At 43.4% G+C, this 20,392-nt stretch carries 11 protein-coding genes; 4 read left to right on the top strand and 7 right to left on the bottom strand.

The window, feature by feature from the left end:
* The first annotated feature begins 531 nt into the window (after window positions 1-531).
* Complete coding sequence (gene purU / locus AAA970_RS11335) at window positions 532-1,398, top strand: formyltetrahydrofolate deformylase (protein WP_216597617.1); 867 nt, start codon at window positions 532-534, stop codon at window positions 1,396-1,398.
* Window positions 1,399-1,498: 100 nt separating this feature from the next.
* Here the strand turns inward: purU and AAA970_RS11330 are convergent, their stop codons facing one another.
* Window positions 1,499-2,638 carry a THUMP domain-containing class I SAM-dependent RNA methyltransferase gene (locus tag AAA970_RS11330; protein WP_420916716.1) on the bottom strand — a complete coding sequence of 380 codons (1,140 nt, stop codon included), beginning with the start codon at window positions 2,636-2,638 and terminating at the stop codon, window positions 1,499-1,501.
* 86 nt (window positions 2,639-2,724) lie between these two features.
* Window positions 2,725-3,900 (bottom strand): FKBP-type peptidyl-prolyl cis-trans isomerase, encoded by a 1,176-nt coding sequence (locus AAA970_RS11325; protein WP_338237194.1) that lies wholly within the window; start codon window positions 3,898-3,900, stop codon window positions 2,725-2,727.
* 1,668 nt (window positions 3,901-5,568) lie between these two features.
* On the opposite strand from AAA970_RS11325, the gene AAA970_RS11320 reads away from it, so the two are divergent.
* Entirely contained in the window at window positions 5,569-8,790 is a 3,222-nt protein-coding gene (locus AAA970_RS11320; protein ID WP_338237193.1) for a PP2C family protein-serine/threonine phosphatase, read from the top strand.
* 83 nt (window positions 8,791-8,873) lie between these two features.
* On the opposite strand, the gene AAA970_RS11315 is transcribed toward AAA970_RS11320, so the two are convergent.
* Window positions 8,874-9,347 (bottom strand): C40 family peptidase, encoded by a 474-nt coding sequence (locus tag AAA970_RS11315; RefSeq protein WP_338237192.1) that lies wholly within the window; start codon window positions 9,345-9,347, stop codon window positions 8,874-8,876.
* A 353-nt stretch (window positions 9,348-9,700) separates the two neighbouring features.
* Here AAA970_RS11315 and AAA970_RS11310 point away from each other — a divergent pair, with 353 nt between their 5' ends.
* Entirely contained in the window at window positions 9,701-12,631 is a 2,931-nt protein-coding gene (locus AAA970_RS11310; protein ID WP_338237191.1) for an FAD-binding and (Fe-S)-binding domain-containing protein, read from the top strand.
* 59 nt (window positions 12,632-12,690) lie between these two features.
* Here AAA970_RS11310 and AAA970_RS11305 read toward each other — a convergent pair whose 3' ends face one another.
* From AAA970_RS11305 to alaS, 4 genes are all read right to left on the bottom strand, one after another.
* Entirely contained in the window at window positions 12,691-13,800 is a 1,110-nt protein-coding gene (locus tag AAA970_RS11305; protein WP_338237190.1) for a redoxin domain-containing protein, read from the bottom strand.
* A gap of 110 nt (window positions 13,801-13,910) precedes the next feature.
* Window positions 13,911-14,318 carry a hypothetical protein gene (locus tag AAA970_RS11300; protein WP_338237189.1) on the bottom strand — a complete coding sequence of 136 codons (408 nt, stop codon included), beginning with the start codon at window positions 14,316-14,318 and terminating at the stop codon, window positions 13,911-13,913.
* Between the two features lie 575 nt (window positions 14,319-14,893).
* Window positions 14,894-16,351, bottom strand: a complete 1,458-nt coding sequence (gene gatB, locus AAA970_RS11295; RefSeq protein WP_338237718.1) for an Asp-tRNA(Asn)/Glu-tRNA(Gln) amidotransferase subunit GatB — start codon at window positions 16,349-16,351, stop codon at window positions 14,894-14,896.
* A gap of 114 nt (window positions 16,352-16,465) precedes the next feature.
* Window positions 16,466-19,087 (bottom strand): alanine--tRNA ligase, encoded by a 2,622-nt coding sequence (alaS, locus tag AAA970_RS11290; protein WP_338237188.1) that lies wholly within the window; start codon window positions 19,085-19,087, stop codon window positions 16,466-16,468.
* A 173-nt stretch (window positions 19,088-19,260) separates the two neighbouring features.
* On the opposite strand from alaS, the gene AAA970_RS11285 reads away from it, so the two are divergent.
* Complete coding sequence (locus AAA970_RS11285; protein WP_338237187.1) at window positions 19,261-20,238, top strand: M23 family metallopeptidase; 978 nt, start codon at window positions 19,261-19,263, stop codon at window positions 20,236-20,238.
* Window positions 20,239-20,392: the final 154 nt, after the last annotated feature.

The following is a 20,392-nucleotide window of genomic DNA, read 5'->3' as shown; positions in this document are numbered from 1 at the left end:
TATCTTTGATATGAAAATTAGAAGGTGATCCAAGATATTTTATCTTAATCACTCATTTTCGATGATTACAAGCATTATTTGGTTTTGAGGTGAAGGTGAATGAGGAAATTCTCATGACCTTCACTTTATTTTGAATGAATGGGCTGATGTTAGAAATTTAATATATCGAACAGGTTGTTGTAATGTGTTTTTATGATTTTTAGGGTAGTTAGTTTCCATTTTAACTCCCTATATTTTAAGTAGTAATTTTTTTGATAGTTTAATTGATAGTTAAAATTTATTGGACTTTGATGTAAGTTTAGAGCCTTCCAGTTAATTATGGAAGGTTTTTTTTGAGGTAAATTTTCTCTGGCTGTTTTCACAGATTTGGTTTGTTGAAATTGGATAGGAGTGAAGAAAAGGTTGTTATATTAGCGCTGCTTTGAAATGATTTTTATCATGAATGCGTTGTTTTAGTGTTATTTTCGTTGCGTAAACCTATTTTGATTGTATATTTGACATCTGTTTCTGATTTTTTTTGATAATATCATTATGAGTACATCGAAAGAACATGCCATTATTTTAATGCACTGTCCCGATCAGCAAGGGATTGTAGCTGCTGTCAGTCGCTTTATTGACGAAAACCAGGGGAATGTGATCTCTCTTGATCAGCATGTTGATGGGGCAATGGACCGCTTTTTTATGCGTGTTTCATTTGAGATCGATGGATTTTTGGTGCCTAAGGATAAATTAAAAGATTATTTTGACACCCTGGTGGCTCAGCGATATGACATGACCTTTGAGCTTCATTTTGATTCAAAGGCGCCACGTATGGCTTTGTTTGTGTCGAAAATGTCCCATTGTCTTTATGATATTTTGTCGCGTTGGCAATCCGGGGAGTGGAAAGTGGAGATCCCGATGATTATCAGTAATCATGAAAATCTGGAACGTGTCGCTAAACAATTTGATATTCCTTACCATTATTTGCCAGTCACCAAAGAGAATAAAAAAGAGGTGGAGGCGCAGCAAATGGCATTGATGAAAGAATATAAATGCGATTTTGCGGTATTGGCGCGCTATATGCAAATTATTCCACCGGCATTTATCCGGCAGTATCCCAATCGTATTATCAACATCCACCACTCTTTTCTCCCGGCTTTTGTGGGAGCGAAGCCTTACCATGCAGCACATGACAGAGGGGTGAAAATTATTGGAGCTACCAGCCACTATGTAACCGAGGATTTGGATGCCGGGCCGATCATTGAGCAGGATGTGGCCAAGGTGAGCCATAAAGACGAAGTGGCAGATCTGATCCGGAAAGGGAAGGATTTGGAGAAAATTGTGTTGTCAAGAGCTATTCGTCAGCACATTATGCATAAACTGATCGTATTTAAGAATAAGACCGTAATCTTTGATTGATGAGGTCCCATGACTATATCACTTATGACTGTTTTGAAGCTTCTCCATTTGGAGGAGCTTTTTTTGTAAATATAAAAAAGGAGCCGAAGCTCCTTTTAATTTATGATTGGTAAATCTTGTATTCAAACAAACGGCAGTCAATCCGTCCATTCTGCATTTCTATTCTGCGGGAAGCTTTCAGACCAACGCGTTTTCCCAATGGAATATTACCGGTGAAAACATAGCCTTTTTTACCGTCGCACTCTTGCTTGAAAAAGTCGCCTATTCCTTGATAAACCGGTAATAGTTCTTCTTCTTCCCCCAGGCGTTCTCCATATTCCGGGTTCAGGATCACGATGCCCGGACCAAAAGGTACCTCCGTTTCGGAATAATCGCATTTCACAAATTCGATCATATGGTCTACTCCGGCCTCTTCCGCATTTTGCTCAGCAGCTCTCAGTGCCCGGGCATCATGGTCAGTGGCAATGATGCGCATATGAGATGGCACGTCTTTCTCCGCGGCAATGGCCTCCTGCATCAGCTGATCAAAATCCTCTTTTCTGAAGGCCCGCAGATGCATGAAGGCATAGTTTTCACGGAACATGCCCGGAATAATATTGGCGGCCATCAGGGCGGCCTCAATGGCCAAAGTTCCCGATCCGCACATTGGATTAATGAAATGACTCTCCCCGTTCCAGCCGGTGTTTTTGATGGCTGCTGCTGCTAAAGATTCCAGCATCGGAGCTTTCCATGGGTTCACACGATAGCCGTGTTTGGCGATGGTCTCCCCGGTGGTATCAAAGTAAAGGGCACATTTATTTTCCACCCAATGCATGTACAAACAGGTTTTGTCTCTGTTCGGGCCGGAGTCCGGGCGTTTCTGATATTCGCGCATGAAGCGATCCGCAATGGCATCCTTCATCTTCTGATTCGCAAAGCGGTTGTCCCGAATGGTATCATTGTGCACGAAAGAATCAATGGTAAAATAGCCATTCAATGGAATGTGCATTTCCCATTCAAACTTACGGACATGTTTGTAAAGGTCGTTGGCGGTGTGGGCCTCAAAGCTTACCGCTTCCAAAAGCACGCGATTGGCGCAACGTAAGTGCAGATTCAGCTTCATGGCCGTCAGGAAGTCTCCCTGCAATTCCACGCTTAACCGGTCGACTTTATCAACCTTTAAATTTAAATCTCTTACTTCCTGTGCCACGACCTCGCTCATGCGGGGGGCACATATGATGACAATTTTTTTAGACGACATACTATAATGGTACTAAAATCAGGGCTTTTCCCTTATGCAAAAAAAAGGTGTTACTCATGAAAGCAACACCCTTTGAGTTTTGTTAATTATTCCTCCGGATTATTCACCTCAATCACTTCCACCGAGAACTTCAGTGGATCCCAGGGTTTGATCAGATTTCCGATTGTTATATTTGAATTATTTTCTAAATCCTCTCTTAGGAATTCAGGGATTACCAGTCGTCCGCCTTGTGCAGTTCCCCCATAGGAAGAGGAAGAAGGGATATACAGTACTGCCAATTCATATTTGAATAATTCTACCATGGCTTCATCCCAACCCGTAATTACGGAACCAACTCCCACCTCAAAATTGAAAGGCTCATAGGTTCTTCCCGCAGAGTACAGATCCCAGGTGCGGGCGGTATCTTCAATGGAGGTATCGAATACCAGTGAATCGAAGCGGAACAAACGTCCGGTATAATCAATATCCACTTTGGCTTTTCTTTGAATGGTATCTTCCTGATTCCTGATGGTGTCACGGTTCAGAGTATAGACGTGTGTGCCGTTTTCAGTAATATTCACTTCGGAGAATTCCGGGAAGTTTTCTTCATAATAAGCACGATCACGATCAATTTCTCTCAGAATACGGTTTTCCTCAAATTTTTCGAAACCTTCCTCATCAAAAAGCTCTTCTACGCGAATTTTTAATTTTAATGGCTGCCATCTTGTTACACCAATTTTATGGTAAGAATAAGTGCCATAACCGTATTGCCCGGTCAGGTAAAAACTGACCTCCTCATTTTCGCGCATATTGTCTGCGATATAATTAAAGGTCAGCGGGAAAGTATTTCCGGAGCCCACCTGAAAGATCAGGGGATCATCCTCTTCTTTCACAATTTCTCTTTCGCCTTCAGAGAATACTACCGAAGTTTTGATGTTTTTCATTCGTCCATCTACTTCCGTTTGTACCAGTTTCTCAATCAGGTGCCCTTCCTCATATTGGCCGGCCTCATTTTCTTCTATGGTCCATAGTTCGTAATAGACCGCCACTAATTCTCCGGAAGCTACCGTAGTACCACTTTCATTGGCCACTTCGGTATGTTTATATAAGCCTTCCCCAAAACGGGTGAAATCGTCTTCATACAGGGTTTCCATTAAAAGACCCATTTTGGTGTCCTGCTCACGGTTACGCTCCGTGGTTTCGTCAGGTCTGGGGTTTTCGGAACAGGATAGCAGTCCCGAAGCCATTACAAAAAGAAATGCGAATTGCTTAAGAAAGCGCATATGTTAATCGTTGAATTACAATATTTGAGAATAAAGGGCAAGTTAGGGATTTGCGCCTACCCCTGCAAACATTCGCTATGCTTTGAATAAAAGCATATTTCTTTTTCTATCGTTGAGGTGTAATTCTGATCAGAATGCCTCGGGAATGAACAAACCGATTTACTATTGGTCTCACCGTTCGTCTTGGTGTTCGCTAATATCGGAAATCGCATGAGCGTTCGCGCCTCAATCCGACTTAATTTCCTTTATCACACCAATTGCCTTCCTTTCTGTCTGAAATCAAATTTAAGCCAAATTATTCGCCGCTAGATCTAGTGAATTGCTTCAACTCGCTGATGGTTAGTGTGCTATATTCGGTCCGGTCAATTTTTTTATAGCCCAAATTTGGGGCTAAAAAAATGAGTGAAACCAATACTAACAAGCTTAAGCTGCTTAAGGTAATGTGATAAATGTAGCAGTGAATAATTTGGGGTTTCTGTATTATAAAACAATGGTCGTGGTCTGCGCACACGGTTTTCAGCGGTTTAGTGTGGAAGTCCGGCGGCGACTACGACCAAGTCCACAGGACTATACGATTTAGTGGTTGGTCTTGGTGATGCTCGAGATGCTAGCTGTAACAATAGGGACATGGGATGCATCCAACACCCAATCCACCTTAAATTTAATTCGTGTTAATTTGTGAAATCTGTGGCTAATAAAATATCACCAATACCCCAGCCTCACAGTTACAAATAAAGCAACACCGATCGTTGTAATAACATAGCACAATAGCAGACTCCTCCAAAAAAATAATTCAAGTAAATTCGTGTAATTGGTGGTTAAAATCCTTAACACCAACCCAACCTCCAACAATCCTTTTTCATTTTTTCTTGATAAAAAACGAAACAAAAAAATCAAGGCTGTGATCAATGGTGGCTGGCCATGGAACCTGCTGACGGAATCCATCAAGGCCTTATTTGAAAAATGAGATGAACAGAATATAATGTTATGGAAATAAGGCTGTGATGCCTTCTGGTCGCCAGCAGAACCCATGGCTTTCCGCCCATTGCTCAAGGCCGGCTGTTGTAGTGGAAAGTCCCTAACCGACTGCATCACCCAATCCACCCTCAAAATATTTCGTGTAAATTGGTGGAGTTTGTGGTTAAAAAAACAAAATACGGGTTGTGGTCTTCGCACACGGTTTTCAGCGGTTTAGTGTGGAAGTCCGGCGGCGACTACGACCAAGTCCACAGGACTATACGATTTAGTGGTTGGTCTTGGTGATGCTCGAGATGCTCGCTGTAACAATAAGACCAGAGAAGGTAATGTGCTAAATCTAGCCGTGAATAATTTGAGGGATTTCAGTTTTATTTCCAAACCTTCCCTTGGAATGAAAAGGGGATTGAACAAATAGGCGCCGGAAAAGTAATATTGATTGTTAGGATAAACCAGTGTATTCAGGCCAATTCCCTTAACGATAATTCCCAAAAGGGTAAGAAAGGGGCAGGAATAATTTTGGAGCGCAATACTAATACATTTTTTCAATAGCAAAAAATATTGAAAGAAATAATGTTTACTGCTTGCCCGTTCTCAAAATTTGTCCTTTTTTACAATTGAATTAATCAAATAAGGGGAGATCACCTTCGGGTGATCAGTAAAGCTTGGGTATGCACCTGAGCTTTTTTTTATATGTACCTATTTTCCTTCTTACTATGCTTGCTTTTATGGATTGCCACACCGGCAATGGCACAAAGGGTACATTTTGATATTTTGAAGGAATATGGCCCGGGAGCGGATTATTCCGGCTCTGCCGAGAATCGGGATATTGCCCAAAACGATCAGGGCTATTTATTTTTTGCCAATGCGGAAGGTGTTTTGCGATATGATGGTTCTTTTTGGACGCTGATCAATAATGGGATACCGCAACCTATCCGATCGGTAGGAGCCTCAGTAGCGCATCGGGAAGTTTTTTACGGCGGAATGGGGACGCTCGGGAAATTGCGGTATCAGCCTGAAAAGGGGTTTCAATTAGTCTCCTTAGTGGAGGAATTACCGGATTCCCTACGTGATTTTAAGGATGTGCGTCAGTGTTTAGTCCACCGGAGTGAAGTTTATTTCAATACAGAAAAGTACTTATTGATTAGAGCCCTGGACGCTCCGCAGTGGCGAGTCATTGCCATTCAGAAAAAGATAAAACGAGTTTTTCTGTTCGGGGATCATTTAATTTTACGGTCTGCCCGACATTTTCACTATTACTTCAAGGGGCGGGAGCGCTTGTTTAAGCGGGGTGCATTTTTTTCGGACAAACGGATTGCCACTATTTTCCCGGTGAATGAAGAACGTTGGATTATTGCCGGACAAATGGGGCCAAATGATCATATCTGGGATTATTTCCCACAAAGCGGGGAGCGACGACTGTGGAAAGGAAGTCGGAGGCTAGGGGTCTTAGAAGGGGGAGCGCTACTGAATAAAGATCAAATTATTTTTTTTTCCAAAAGGCGTGGGTTGTTGTATTTTAATTTACAGGGGCAATTACTACGAGCCCTGGGAAGGAAGGAAGGGCTGAGTTCCGGACGAATTGCTGACCTATACAATGATCCACAGGGGATTTCCTGGGTGGCCCATGCCAAGGGCGTTTCTCAGGTACGGAATAATGGCAGGACCTTTTTCGTATTTCCGGAAGGGGGACAATTTCAGGGTATGGTGACTACTTTGTTCCGCTATTCTCCGGATACGGTGTATTTCGGAACACAGGAACAGTTTGGACGGATATTGGAGGGGGCAGACAATATGGCCCCAAAAATTGAAATTCTGAATAGGAAAATGGGAGAGGTGCTGCAGTTTCAATGGAGCCAACAAATTGGCTTGCTGATTCTGACGGAGGAAGGGCTTTTTAACTGGTCTGAAGAATTGGGTTTACTTCCTTTTCTGCTCAATCGTACCGAGGTTTTAAGCTTTCATATTTTTAGAAAGTGGCAAAAGGAATGGCTACTGATTGCCCGTAGGGAAAATTTTGAAATTTATGAATTGTCCAATGCCGGCCCTCAGCGATGGTGGTTTTCAGGTGGCTGGCCCGGAATTCCAAACCGCATTATCCCGGCTGCTCATCAGGGAGAATTCCTGTATCAGCTATGGGTCGGGCACCGGAATGCGGATCTGGGTTTTTTGCAGCTAAAGTTTATTGCTCCGGATTCTTTAAAAGTTCATAGTCGTTTTTTTTCCCGGCAAAAACAAACCGCGGGTTTTGATTTAATTCTGAGCCAAATGGTAGGAGAAGATTTATTCATTCGGGACAAGGCGCTTTGGAAATATGATTACCGTAAGCAGGAGTTTGAGTACCTGAAATCTTTCCCTAAAACCATTCGGGTCTACCCGGTGGATCGGAGAAAGCGAAAAGTAGTCCTGAACAGTTTTGACCGAGAAGAGGAAGAGTTTTGGATGAGTCAGTGGGATTCGGAGCAGCAGCGATTTTTGAAAAGTGACTGGTCCATGGCCGGACTTTCATTTGGGAAAATGACTTCCGGAGTTCCCAAAGGGAAACAGGGGTATTTTTGGATGGGCGGAAGCTTTGGCCTATTTGGTTTACATACTTCCATATTTAATATTAGCCTCCAGGAGCGCCAGCCTCAGTTTTTGAACATGGAATACCTCAATAGTGGAAGGTCGGAAGTGCTTTCGGGGGAGGATTATTATAGTTTTCAGATGCCTTATGATAGTCTGCCCATCAGGTTAAATTATGGGGTGGTTGGGGATAACACTATGCCGCATAAATATCGCTATCGCATTGTTGGTCACTCTAGCTGGTCAGATTGGTCTTATAAAACTCAAATGATCATTGAAAATCTCTTTGAGGGCGAATATGAAATTGAGATTGAGGCCATGAATATCTTTGGGGAGGTTGGCCCTACCAATAATAGGAGTCTCATTATTCTGCCACCGGTTTATCGTCAATGGTATGCTTACCTGATTTATGTGATGCTGGTTGGCGGATTGTTTATTGCAGGAGGAAAGTGGTTCTCGTATCGGTTCAAGCGAGAAAACAGCATATTAGAAGAAAAGGTTGCGCTTCGTACTTCGGCCATTTTAAGGAAAAATGAGTTGCTGAAAAAACAAACGGAGCATTTGGAATTGCAAGCAAAAGCCATCCGCCTGCAGAATCAGCAGATGGAAAGAGATCTTAAATATGGGGCGCGATTACAAAGGGCCAGTCTGCCAAAAGCGAAAGAATTGTTGCGCTATGTGGATCGGTATTTCGTACTGTTCCGACCCAAAACCAAAGTAGGAGGAGACTTTTATCTGGTCATGCCTTATGGTGACCAACAGTTTATATTAGCGGCAGGAGATTGTACGGGACATGGAGTGCCAGGTGCTTTGGTCTCTTCTATTGCCAATGTATTGATTCGGGAGACGATAAAATTGAAGGCTGTAAGCGAGCCAAAGGAAGTGATGGAAATCGTGGATCAGGAGTTTACCCGCCTGATGAAAAATGATAATCCATTCCTGCAGGAAGGCTTGGAGCTGGCCCTCTGCTTCATTGATCCCAAGGAAAGAAAAGTGAAGTTTTCTGGTGCCAAGCGTCCCCTTTGGGTTTTGGAAAATGGGGTGCTGCATAAATATAAAGGGGCACGGAGGTCAATAGGAGAAGTTTTTTTACGAAAGGATATTCCTTTTTCACAGTGTGAATTTCAGTATGCTGCCACCACTTCATTTTTCCTGTTTTCCGATGGGCTTACTGACCAGTTTGGAGGACCGGATAATCGGAAGTTTGGACAGAAACGTTTGGAGGAACTCATTTTGAAAACAAAACCTCAATTTTTAGAGGCCACTCCCTTTATTCAGGCATTTGAGGAATGGAAAGGGCAGGAAGATCAGGTGGATGATGTCTTGCTCATTAGTTTTACGCTGAAATGATTTTTCGGGCGAAGTCCGGGCAAAGCCCTTAAAATTATGGTTTTGCTTAGGGGTATAAAAAGTAAGGCGGAAACTCGTCTTTTTTAAATAATCCGACGACCGTATCGGAATCGTTTTTTAAAGTAATCGGAGTAGATGTTGGTTTCGACCACGCCCAGGCTGCTGGAAGAGTGAATAAACATCGTACGTTCCTTGCCTTTCACTTCTGTCACCAATCCTACATGGGTGATTTTTCTTTTTTTCTTGCCTGTGGCAAAGAAGACCAAATCACCCTTTTTCAATTCATTCATGCTTACTTTTTTCCCTTCCTTCGCCTGTTCGGCAGAGGTTCTTGGGATATCGATTCCTACAGCGCCAAAGGAATTGATCAACAGGCCTGAACAGTCCATGCCGGCGCGGGTAGTGCCGCCCCAACGGTAAGGCGTACCCCGGTATGATCGGGCAGTGGAAATGACGGTATTGATTTTCTTTGTTCGGGCTTTCTTAGCCGCTGAGCAGCCACCCAGCATAAAGAGCGTTAATATCAGACCAGTGAAAAGGAGGAATTGCTTTTTCATACCCGAAAAAAATAGATTTAATGTCAGTAACAGGCAATTTATATATTCTGAAGTGGATATGGCACATTTTGGGGACTTTTTGCATTGAATTTAGGTGGATAGGGGCTTTTTAGAGGAATTTCAATCTCAATTGGTGTGGAAAAGGATAAGCATAGATCAAATCGTCCTACAGCAATGGAAATTTAAAAGGGGATTCCTAAATTGTTGGAAAGCGTAAAAATGCAGGGAAATCAAAGGCAGGATTTGTCTTGAGTGGAATTTTGTTGCAATTTCAAGGCTTGGTTCATTTGATTGGTAATTTCGAATCGGATGATCTATTTTTTTAAGAAATCAATACTTTACCCCGACATACTATGAAAAGGCAGCAAGTGGAATTGTTGGAACAATTGGCTCAAAAACTACAGGGAGATTTACATTATGACGAGATAATGCGCAAACTTTATGCAACCGATGCTTCTGCCTATCGGGAAATGCCCCTTGGCGTGGCTTTGCCTAAAGGAAAAGCAGATCTGTTGACCCTGGTGCGTTTTGCTGATGAACATCAAATCCCGCTGATTCCCCGAACTGCCGGAACTTCCTTGGCCGGACAGGTAGTGGGCTCGGGATTAGTGGTGGATGTTTCCAAAAATTTTGACCAGATCCTTTCCGTTGATCAGGAGAAAAAGCAGGTGACCGTCCAGCCCGGTGTTATTCGGGATGTCCTGAATATGCATTTACGACCGCAAGGTTTATTCTTCGGACCTGAAACTTCCACTGCCAGCCGTGCGATGATTGGCGGAATGGTGGGGAATAATTCCTGTGGTTCCAATTCCATTGTGTATGGTTCTGCCCGCGACCAGTTGGTACAAGTCAAAGCATTATTAGCCGATGGATCGGATGTGACTTTTGAGGCTTTAAGCCTTAAAGATTTTGAGCAAAAATGTGAAGGAGACAGTTTGGAAGCGACCATTTACCGGGGCGTGAGGGAAATGCTTTCGGTGCCGGAGCATCAGGAAGAAATCCGTAAGGAATTTCCCAAGCCTTCCATCCCGCGTCGAAATACGGGTTACGCCATTGACTTATTATTGGAAACCGCTCCTTTTACGGATACGGAAAAAGAGTTCAATTTTTGTGATCTGATTGCCGGTTCTGAGGGTACACTGGCTTTGATTTATGAAATCACCCTCCAATGTGCACCCTTGCCTCCGGCAGAGCAAGCTTTGGTGGCCATCCATTTTGACTCCGTAGATGAGTCACTTCGGGGGAATTTGATTGCCCTGAAACATGACCTTTGGGCTTCAGAACTGATGGATCAGTTCATTTTAGAGTGTACGGCCAATAGCAAGATGTATTCTCCTTATCGCTTTTTTGTGAAAGGCGATCCGGGAGCCATCTTAGCCGTTGACATTTCTCGAAATACTCAAGCGGAAGTAGAACAGGTCTATGCGGATTTGCTGAAAGATTTTGAGGAAGCAGGATTGGGCTATCATTTTCCATTGATTCAGGGAGAGGATTGTAAAAAAGTATGGGCTTTGAGAAAGGCCGGACTGGGCTTGTTGTCTAATATGCCGGGAGATGCGAAGCCCGCTCCGGTGATTGAAGATACCGCAGTAGATGTGGCCGATTTACCGGCTTATATCCGTGATTTTAACGAAGTGCTGAAAAAGTATGAGCTGAGCTGTGTGCATTATGCGCATGCCGGTTCCGGGGAATTGCACCTGCGCCCTATTTTGAACCTCAAGACTAAAGAAGGGAATGAGATGTTCCGCACAATAGCGCAGGAAATTGCCGTTTTGGTGAAGAAATATAAAGGTTCTTTGAGTGGTGAGCACGGGGATGGGCGTTTGCGGGGAGAGTTTATTCCTTATATGATCGGGGAGCAAAACTATGAGTTGGTGAAGCAGGTAAAACTACTATGGGATCCGAAAGGTATTTTCAACCCGAATAAAATTGTGGAGACGCCCAGGATGAACAGCAGCCTGCGCTTTGAGCCGGGCCATGAAACGCCGGAGATTGACACCATACTGGATTTTTCTGATGTGCACGGGGTGGTTCGGGCGGCGGAAAACTGCAATGGTACTGCGATTTGTATCAAATCTTATAAGTCAGGTGGGACGATGTGCCCTTCCTATATGGCCACTCGGGAAGAGAAAAACTCCACCCGTGCAAGAGCCAATATTCTTCGGGAGGTATTGAATAATAATCCAAAGGCCAACCGATTTGATAGTGAAGAAATCAAAGAGGTACTGGATTTGTGCCTTTCCTGCAAAGGCTGTAAATCGGAATGTCCGTCCAATGTGGATATCGGGAAAATCAAGGCAGAGTTTCTGCAGCAATACTACGATGCCAATGGCGCTCCTTTCCGTTCCAAATTGATTGCTAATGTAGACAGCGCGAATCAATTAGCATCTTTAGTGCCCGGCCTATATAATTTTGTGGTGTCTAATGCACTGACTTCATCCATTTTCAAAGCCGGAAGTGGTTTTGCCAAAGAGCGCTCCATTCCCAAATTACATTCCACTACGCTAAGAAATTGGTTTGAAAAACGCCCGAAACCGGTGACTCCCGCGCCGAAGGGGAAGGTCTATTTCTTCTGTGATGAGTTTACGAACTATAATGATACGCCAATCGGGCAGACGGCCATTAAGTTGTTAGAACGATTGGGTTATGAAGTGTTGATGCCGAAGCATGTGGCGTCCGGACGTTCCTATCTATCCAAAGGATTTTTGAGAAAGGCCAAAAACCTGGCGGAGCAAAATGTCAATACCTTTTCCAAACTGATTGATGAGAAAACCCCATTGGTAGGCCTGGAGCCTTCTGCAATTCTGACTTTCCGGGATGAATATCCTGACTTGCTCAGAGGAACACAGCAAGAAGTGGCCAGACAATTGGGGCAAAATGCATTAATGATTGATGAGTTCTTGGATCGGGAGATGGAAGTCGGGAAGATCAATAAGGATCTGTTTACAAAGGAAGTTAAGAAAATAAAACTGCACGGACATTGCCAGCAGAAGGCAGTCTCCAGTTTGGTGCCTTCCAAGCGCATTTTGTCTTTCCCTGCGGGCTATACGGTGGAGGCGATTCCTTCCGGTTGCTGTGGGATGGCCGGTTCGTTTGGTTATGAAAAAGAGCATTATGAGCTGTCCATGAAAATCGGTGAACTTGTTTTGTTTCCTACGGTTAGACAACAACCGGAGGAGGTCTTGATTGCTGCTACCGGAACAAGTTGCCGTCATCAGATCAAGGATGGGACGAATAGAATGGCGAAGCATCCGGTGGAGATTTTGTATGAGGCATTGGTATAAGTATAAAAAAAGGGCTTTCCCCAAGACGGAGAAAGCCCTTTTTAACGCATTGCTGTTTTTTAATTCAGCACCTCAGCCAGTTTTTCTGCCAGCTCATCGCCACGTAAATTCTTGGCAATAATCTTTCCTTCTTTGTCCAATAAGAAGGAAGTAGGAATAGCGGTGATGCTATAAGTCTTCGCTACTTCCGCTTCATTATTCACTACGCCGATCACTTGTTTGCCCGGAAGTTGATCTTCTTCCAGTGCTTTTTTCCAGGCTTCTGCATTACGGTCCAGGGATACGCCGTAAAGCTCAAATCCTTTGGACTCAAAATCTTTATAAGTTTGTACCAAATGCGGAGACTCTTTACGGCAAGGCCCACACCAGGAAGCCCAGAAATCCAATAAAACTACTTTTCCGCGCAAGTCAGAAAGTTTGACGGTTTGGCCTTCAGTGTCTTGCAGGCTGATGTCCGGAGCCACCGCACCCATGGCTAATTTTTTAATATCTTCCAGCTTCTGCTCGAAGAGGTCCAGGATTTTCAGACCCGGCATTTCCTTTTGCAATCTGGTCAATTGGTCTTCTACAAATTGAGGATCCTGTTCGTAGGTGATGACATCTCTCAGGATTTGTAAAGTAGTCAGGTTGGCCGGCGAGGCAATGATGATTTGCTTCAGGGAATCATTCAGACTGGTTTGCATGGCGGTGTATTCCGCATCTACTTTTTTCATGCGGTCCTCATCTCCGCTGTTGGCCGCTTCCGCATAATCCATCTGTAAGCGGGCAACAGCATCCGAAACGCCACTCATGAGTTCATTGATCTTTTGCTGCAATTCTACTTCCGGCGAACCGGTTACGGTAGAACCTTCGGCATTGACATTGATTTCCAAATCATTTTGGTTGATCGCCAATACTACCGGCAATTGATCATAAACCATCAGGCGATAAAAACCGGGGTCAAAATCCTTCAGGCTATAATCAAAGCTGCCGTCTGCGGCAATTTTCAGGGTGTCACGAAGATTGCCTTCGGGTTGAATTTGCAAAAGCACTACCGACCCTTTTGGGTTTTCCGCTTCAATTTTACCTCTAAGATGAATCGTGTTGCCACTCTCGACTTCCTTGTTTTCAGATCCACAGGCGCTCAAAAGGCCTGCAGCGATTAGCATGCTAAAAAATGATTTTCTCATGGATGTGATTCATTTAATCAATTGCCTGAACCGGCTTACAAGGCCAAAATAGAAAAAGGGATCAACATCAGCAATGTTGATCCCTTTTAAGTTTAATTTCTGTCCGGTTTTTAACCTTTTAGGATTTCCTTTATTTTTTGAAGATTTTCCTCCGGACGGTCAAATGCTTTTTGTCTGAAAAGCGAAATGTCTTTTCCGATCGGGCTATGGGTCGGTTCTTTGATAGAACTAAGCAATTCTTCCTCTGTGCCTTCTGCAATTACCTCTCTCAAAAATGCGAAGACGTCGCCTTCGTTTTCCAGGTATTCGTGGAAAACGAAATTGGATATTTCTTGTTTCAAACTATTCTTAGTATCCATCGTGGTATTTTCCGATAAAAATAGTGCTTTCAGAATGTTTTTTCCTTGAGTGGATTTATTTCCTCCATTAATAAGAAGAACGATCTGATTTCCTTCTATTCGATAATATACGCTGTAGCCAGACCCTAGAAAAATTCTTAATTCAGAAATACCACTCATTAAATGCTTCACGGCTTTTTCATAAAACTACCAATGGGCAGATTATAAGAAAGATCCAGTTCCCAATGAAGATCTATTTGATTTCCTCACGTTAAAGGATTTTCGACAGCCTAACTTTATAGTACAATATCTTCCACATCAACCCTCCGGCCTTGATCAATGGGCGGATAGACAAAGGTTCTGCTGGCGACCAGAAGGCAACACAGCGACATTTTAGCAATATTTCACCAATCTCCCGCCCTCTCCAAATGTCGCCTTGATGGATTCTGTCAGCAGGTTCGTTGTCCCGCCGACATTGATCACAGCCTTGATTTTTTTGTTTCGTTTTTTATCAAGAAAAAATGAAAAAGAAACGATTAATTATTAAATATAATGGGTCGAAAGGCCGATCTAACTTTTTATGAAAAAGCCCTGTTAAATGCTTGTCATCGCCAAAATTACCGCTTAATTCAATTTGCCTAATGCGTCTCAGAATTGTAATTCTTGCTTTTTGATCTTTTGACTTTTTTAACCATTTCGCGAACTCAATAATTTGTTTGATCTCCTATTTCCGCATAAGAACTATTTATTTTGTTTTAAGCCAACAACTCTTGCAGAATCGCCCCGGCTTTCTTGGGATCTGCTTTTCCACCGGATTTCTTCACTACCTGACCGATGAACATACCAATCAGTCCTTTTTTGCCTTTTTTGAAAGCCGTGACTTTATCCGGCATTTCGGCTAATACGGCTTCCGCAATTGGGCGGATGGTGTCTTCAGAAGAATCCTGCAACAAGTTTTGTGCTTTGGCAATGCTTTCTGCGGTGGCGGCCTTGTCGGCAACTAATCGTGGGAAAATTTCTTTGCTGGCAATGGAGAAGTTGACTTTACCGGCATCTACGAGTTCAATCAAACCCACAAACTGATCGACGGACAAGCTGAAGTTCTTGATATCGCCTCCCTGCTCATTCAAAAAGGATTTGATCGGCCCCATCATCCAATTGGAAGCCGCCTTTCTGTTTTGGGTTTGTTGGCAAACCGCATCAAAGAATAGTGCCATTTCTTTGGTTTCGGTCAGGACGCCGGCATCATAAGCAGGCAAACCATATTCCTGTGTGAATTTTTGCACTAAATCAGCAGGAAGTGGAGGCATTTCTGTGCGGATGCCTTCAATCCATTCTTCCGATACAAAGAGCGGGGATAAATCCGGATCCGGGAAATAGCGGTAGTCATTCAATTCTTCTTTGGTTCGCATGGCCGCCGTGGTGCCGGTGTTGGCATCGAAAGTCCTGGTTTCGGAAATCACTTCTTCTCCGGCTTCAATCAGGATGATCTGTCGCTCCACCTCATGGTCAATGGCACGCTGCACATTCCGGATGGAGTTCATATTTTTGACTTCCGTCTTTTTGCCCAGAGGATCGCCATATTTACGCACGGAAATGTTGGCGTCGCAACGCATCGAGCCTTCTTCCATATTGCCATCGCAGATTTCCAGATAGCGTACAATTTGTCGGACGTCGGTCAGGAAAGCTCCGGCCTCTGCCGCGGAATGTATGGCTGGCTCGGTGACGATTTCAATCAAAGGAGTTCCCGCGCGGTTCAGGTCCACCAGGGTGACGTCTTCCGTTTCGGAGTGGATGGACTTTCCTGCATCCTCTTCAAAATGGATGCGGTTGAGCGGAACGTAAACTTTTTCGGTTGCTCCTTTAGGAAGTACTTCCAGTCCACCCCCTACACATATTGGTGCTTTATCCTGCGTGAGCTGATAGCCTTTGGGCAGGTCCGGGTAGAAGTAATTTTTTCTTTCAAAGGAGTTTTCCCGGCTGATTTCACAGCCACAGGCCAATCCCATTTTGATGGCATAATCCACCACCTTCTTATTGAGTTTGGGTAAAGTACCCGGATGTCCAAGGGTAATCGGACTGATATTGGTATTCGGCGCTTCTCCAAATTGATTGGCATCGGCCGCATATATTTTTGTGTTGGTCAGTAGTTGGCAGTGAATTTCCAAACCTACTACTATCTCATATTTTGCGCTTACTTCAGGATCTAGCATCGTCATAGCATAAAAAAAGCTTGAGTCGTGAATTACGAACTAAAAATTGAAGTTACCAATTTTTTACAATTCTCACGACTCAAGCGCTATTTCTTTGCTAAATTTATACTAAAATCAGATGATTTCTGAGGCTTTCGCTACTACTGCATCTAATCCGTTGATATCTTTTCCTCCTGCGGTTGCGAAGAAAGGCTGTCCGCCTCCGCCACCTTTGATTTCTTTGGCTAATTCTTTTACCAATTTACCGGCATGCAGCTCTTTAGCTTCAATCAGATTCTCTGAAACCACAACAGCTACCTGTGGCTTGCCGGCCACATCAGCTGCCAACACCATGAAAAGGTTCTCTGTCTCGTTTTTCATCTGGAAACAAAGGTTTTTCAATTGGTCTGCCGCAGGAATGCTTACTTTTTTGATGATGACATTCACGCCGTCTTTTTCAACCACGGCATTTTTCAAATCACCTTTAAGTGCTTGTGCTTTCTCCGCATGCAATCCTTCGATTTCTTTCGCCAAAGCAGCGCGTTCTTTCATTAAGGCATCAATCGCTTTTACCGCATCCTTAGGATTTTTCAAAGCTTCTTTGATCGCCTTTAACTCTTCCGCTTCTTTATTGATATAAGCCTCGGCACCATCAGCAGTCAAAGCTTCAATACGACGAACACCCGCCGCTACTGAGCTCTCCGCAGTGATTTTGAATAAACCAATCTGACCAGTGGCCGGAACGTGCGTACCCCCACATAGTTCTACCGAATAGTTTGGATCAAAAGTGATTACACGAACAAAGTCCCCGTATTTCTCTCCGAATAGAGCGGTTGCGCCCAGGTTTTTCGCTTCAGCAATTGGGATGTTACGTTTCTCATCCAATTGAATATTCTCGCGAATCTTTTGGTTCACAATCTGCTCCACCTGAGCGATTTCCTCATCGGTCATTTTAGAGAAATGCGAGAAGTCAAAACGCAAAACGCTGTCCGATACAAAAGATCCCTTCTGTTGAACGTGATCTCCTAATACCGACTTCAAGGCTGCATGCAACAAGTGTGTAGCGGAGTGATTGTTCATAGAAAGTTGGCGCTTGTTAGCGCTCACTACTGCATAGAAATCCGCCTCTACATTGGCCGGTAATTCCTTCATCAAATGAATCGAAAGATCATTTTCTTTCTTGGTATCGATGATGCTGTATTTCTTTCCGTCTGCTTCAATGTAGCCGGTGTCACCTGCCTGCCCTCCTGATTCCGCATAGAATGGTGTGGTATCCAATACTACCTGGAAGAAGCTTTTCTTTTTATCTTTTACTTCACGGTAACGCAAAATTTTGGAAGTAGCTTCCAAATGATCGTAACCAATGAATTGTACATCTTCGCCTTCATTGACAATCGTCCAGTCCGAAGTCTCGGTTTTTGCTGCATTACGGGAACGATCTTTCTGTACCTGCATTTCCTGCTCAAAACCTTTTTCGTCGATTTGCAATCCGTTTTCACGGGCAATCAAAGCGGTAAGGTCTACCGGGAAGCCGAAAGTATCATAAAGTTCGAAAACCGTTTTACCATCAATAGTGTCGTTGTTGGTGGTTTTTAACTCCTCACGAATCGTATCGATTTTTCTTAAACCGGTGTCCAAAGTGCGTAGGAAAGCAGATTCCTCTTCCATGATCACCTTGATGATGAAATCTTGCTGTGCTTTTAATTCATCAAAAACACCCTCGAACTGCTCACATAATAGTGGTACCAAGGTATTCATGAATGGCATTTTGAAGCCCAGGAAGGTATAACCGTAACGAACCGCACGACGCAAAATTCGTCGGATCACATATCCGGCTTTATTATTGGAAGGCAACTGACCATCGGCAATCGCGAAAGAAACCGCACGGATGTGGTCCACAATTACGCGCAATGCGATGTCAATTTTCTCATCTTTACCGTATTCTACTTCTGCTTTCTGTGCAATGAACTGGATCATTGGCTGGAAAACGTCGGTGTCGTAGTTGGAGGTTTTTCCCTGAAGCGCCATGCACAAACGCTCGAATCCCATACCGGTATCCACGTGTTGCGCAGGTAATTTAATCAGGCTGCCATCCGCCATGCGGTTGAATTGCATGAATACCAGGTTCCAGATTTCCACCACTTGTGGGTGGTCTTCATTCACCAAAGTTTTACCCGGAACGGCTGCAATTTCTTCTTCTGTACGAAGGTCAATATGAATTTCTGAACATGGACCACAAGGTCCCTGCTCGCCCATTTCCCAGAAGTTATCTTTTTTGTTTCCGTTCAGAATGCGCTCTTCCGCAATCAGGGCTTTCCAAAAATCATAGGCTTCCTGATCTCTCTCCAGTCCTTCTCCCTGGTCGCCTTCGAAAATCGTCACATAAAGACGGTCTTTCGGCAATTGGTAAACGTCCGTTAATAACTCCCATGCCCAGGCAATAGCGTCTTTTTTGAAGTAATCTCCAAAAGACCAGTTGCCCAGCATCTCAAACATGGTGTGGTGGTAGGTGTCAATCCCCACTTCTTCCAAATCATTATGCTTTCCAGAAACCCTCATGCACTTTTGGGTGTCGGCGGCTCGATTGTAGTCAGCGGTTTTGTTGCCTAAAAATAGATCCTTGAACTGGTTCATACCTGCGTTGGTGAACATCAAAGTTGGATCGTCTTTCACTACCATCGGTGCAGAAGGTACAATTTGGTGTTGTTTGCTTTCAAAAAACTCCAAAAATTTCTGTCTTATTTGCTTGGAATCCATGTAATTGATTAACTAAATTTTAAATTGCTGCACAAGAAAAGTTATGTTTTACCTCAAAAATTGCATAACTTGCCTCGTCAATTTGATATTATCTGCAAAGGTAAGGGAACAATTACCCTGACCTAATTTTTATTTGACAAAAATAGCAGATTTTTAGAAATCATACTCAACGGATGGCCAAGATAAAATACTATTACGATACGGAGACGTGTCGATACGAACAGATAAAATTAACCAAATGGGACAAGTTCCTGAATTTTATGGGGTTTGTGTCGGCGAGTTTGGCTTTTGCCATTGTCCTAATGATTTTGTTTGGGGTGTGGTTTGATTCTCCCAAAGAGGCCATGCTCAAAAAAGAGAACAAGGAGCTGAAATATCATTATGATATTTTGTCTGAAAAGATCAGCAATACTACCGAGATGCTGGCTTATTTAGAGGAACGGGATGCAAATATTTACCGCGTAATTTATGAAGCGGAGCCGTTGCCGAATGAAATTCGCCAGGGTGGAATCGGAGGGAGTTACCGTTACGCCGATCTGCTGGATAAGGGGATGGAGAAGGAAGAATTGATTATTGATACCTATAAGGAAATTGATGAGCTTAAGAAACGCCTGTATGTACAGACAAAATCTTACGATGAGATTTTGACTTTAGCGAGAAATAAGGAAAAGCTTTGGGCGTCCATTCCGGCTATTCAGCCCGTGAGTAATTCCGATTTAAAAAGGCTGGCTTCCGGCTTTGGCTACCGTATTCATCCCATTCATAAAATTAAGCGTTTACATACCGGTTGTGACTTCTCCGCACCAAAGGGAACTCCTATTTATGCTACAGGCGGAGGGAAGGTGGTAAAAGTGAAAACAGATTTCAGTGGATATGGAAAGCACGTGATCATAGATCATGGTTATGGTTATAAGACGCTATATGCTCACATGCAGGATTTTGCAGTGAAAAGAGGGGAGAAGGTGAAAAGAGGAGATTTGATTGGTTATGTTGGGAATACCGGTTCGTCTACCGCACCACACGTGCATTATGAAGTAAGAAAAAATGATCGCCCCGTGAATCCGATTAATTATTTGTATCAGGGAATCACTCCTGCTGAATATGAAGAATTGTTAAGACTGGCATCGATCGAAAATCAATCGTTGTCTTAAGGCTTTGATGCTGCTATTTTGACTTAGTTGTTGGTGAAAATTGAAATAAGGTTTTGCCAATTTTTAATAAAAATCAAAAGAATAATACCCGCATAGTTTTTTGGCTTTGCGGGTATTTTCTTTATTTCTGAAAAAATAATGTGTTAATTAGCAG

It is taken from the genome of Persicobacter diffluens (assembly GCF_036244895.1).
Lineage (GTDB): Bacteria > Bacteroidota > Bacteroidia > Cytophagales > Cyclobacteriaceae > Persicobacter > Persicobacter diffluens.
This window is presented reverse-complemented; position numbering and strand designations above follow the sequence as displayed.